The organism is Mesorhizobium sp. M4A.F.Ca.ET.090.04.2.1, from assembly GCF_003999085.1.
In the GTDB taxonomy this organism is placed as follows: domain Bacteria; phylum Pseudomonadota; class Alphaproteobacteria; order Rhizobiales; family Rhizobiaceae; genus Mesorhizobium.
Genome location: NZ_RZOT01000746.1, coordinates 1 through 2,057 on the forward strand (window position 1 = coordinate 1; position 2,057 = coordinate 2,057).

The window sequence follows — 2,057 nt, forward strand, 5'->3', positions numbered from 1 at the left end:
ATCTGGATGCGCACGGCGTATTTCTGCTGGCCGTAGATCGAAACCTGCGCCACGCCGTCGATGGTCGAAAGCGAGGGCGAGATGACGTTCTCGGCGAAGGCATCGAGATCGGTCAGCGGGACCGTGTCGCTGACCAGCGACATCAACAGGATCGGCGCGTCGGCCGGATTGACCTTGCGATAGCTCGGCGGCGCCGTCATCTCGGGCGGCAGCGACCTTTGCGTGCGCGCGATCGCCGCCTGCACGTCCGCCGCCGCTGCGTCGATGTCGCGGTTGAGCACGAACTGGATGGCGATCGAGGTCTGGCCGAGCGAATTGGTGGTCGAGATGGAATCGATGCCGGCGATCGTGGCGAACTGCTTGATCAGCGGCGTCGCGACGGAGGTCGCCATGGTCTCCGGCGAGGCGCCGGCCAGTTGGGCGGAGACGTTGACCACCGGAAACTCGGCGCTGGGCAGCGCCGCGACCGGCAGGAACTTGTAGGCGAACAGTCCGCCCAGCACGAGGGCGAACGACATCAGAAGGGTGGCGACGGGCCTGCGAATGCAGAATTCGGAGATCATTGGCTGGCCTCGCCCGCCTTGCCGGCTTGCGCCACCTTGGCTGCGCGCTGGGCGCCGCCATTGGTCGCCGCCTTGCCCTCATGCACGGCCGCGCCGTCCTTCAACCTGGTCTGGCCCTCGACGACCACCTTCTCGCCACCCTTGAGGCCCTGGCTGATGGCGCTGTTGTCGCCCTCGGTCAGCGCCACCTGGACGGGGCGCATCTCCACCGTATTGTCCGGCTTGACGACGTAGACGAACGGCCCCTTCTGGCTGGGCTGCACCGCGACCGTCGGGACCGAGGTCATTTGCGGCATCGTGCCGGCGTCGAGCACGACGTTCACATACTGGCCGGGCCATAGCGAGAGATCCGGGTTCGGTATGCTCGCCCGAGCGGCGATGGTGCCGGAGGCGGTGTCGACGCTGGAATCGACGAAGTCGAGCGTGCCCTTGCCGATCGGCGTCGGATCGCCGTCCTTGGTTAGCGTCACGTCTCCTTGCTGCGGGTCGGCCAGCGCCTTGTGCAGCAAGGCGAGGTTGCTCTCGGGCAGGGTGAAGTTCACCTGTAGCGGGTCCATCTGCGTGATGGTGACGAGCGGCGCCGCGCTGCTGCTGCCGTTGCTGGTGGTGACGAGATCGCCGACCGAGACATTGACGGCGCCGAGCTTGCCCGCGATCGGCGCCGAAATCGTCGCATAGCTCAACTGAACCGTATCGGAATCGATCGTCGCCTTGTCCGCGTCGATGGTCGCGGCGGCCGCCTTCTGCGCTGCCAGCGCCTGATCGTAGGTCTGCTGGGTGCCGGCCTGCTTGGCGACGAGGTCCTTGGCGCGCTGCAGGTCGGCCTGGGCGCTGACCAGCATCGCCTGGTCCTTAACCAGCGTCGCCTGGTCTTTCGCCAGTTGCGCCTTCAGCGCCCGGTCATCCAATGAGAAGAGAAGATCGCCGGCCTTGACCATCTGCCCGTCCTTGACCGCGATCGAAACGATCTGGCTGGAGACGCGGGCATTGATGGCGACCACCGCTGGCGAGGATACGAAGCCGATGGCATAGCGGCGGATGGGGAAATCGGCGGTGGTGGCGGCCGCGGAAACGATCGAGGCCGAATGCGTGCTACCGCCGCCGCCCTTTGCATTGTCCGGTGCCTTGGCCGTCTTGTCCGTGCCATTGCTGGCGGCCTTCTGGCCCGAAATCAGTTGCTGGACTTTGCCCAGCGCCGTCGGCGAAAGGTAGAGACCGGCCCCGGCAACGCAGGCCAGCGCAATCACCGCAAAGACGATTTTTCCGCGCATCGACAACAAGCCCTCTCACGCGACACGCCGAATCCGGTGGTCTATTTCTGCTCGATCCGCGGCGCCTTGCAGCGAATTTCGCCGAAATAGATAGGACAAGGCTTTGGCGGAAAAGGGCCAAAACACGGCATTACGAAGATTTAATGTGCAGTGCACAATAAGGAGGCAACCCGACCGAAGGGCCGGGATCGCGACCTAAGATCTGTTGAGATTCAGGTCAGGC

General features: G+C 64.9%; 2 protein-coding genes. Both read right to left on the minus strand.

The features are described from left to right. A partial coding sequence (locus tag EN781_RS31285) for an efflux RND transporter permease subunit (RefSeq protein ID WP_145965739.1) occupies positions 1-563 on the minus strand: 563 nt, incomplete at its 3' end. Further along, entirely contained in the window at positions 560-1,834 is a 1,275-nt protein-coding gene (locus EN781_RS31290; protein ID WP_127400667.1) for an efflux RND transporter periplasmic adaptor subunit, read from the minus strand. The genes EN781_RS31290 and EN781_RS31285, both read right to left, overlap by 4 nt. Between the last annotated feature and the right edge of the window lie 223 nt (positions 1,835-2,057).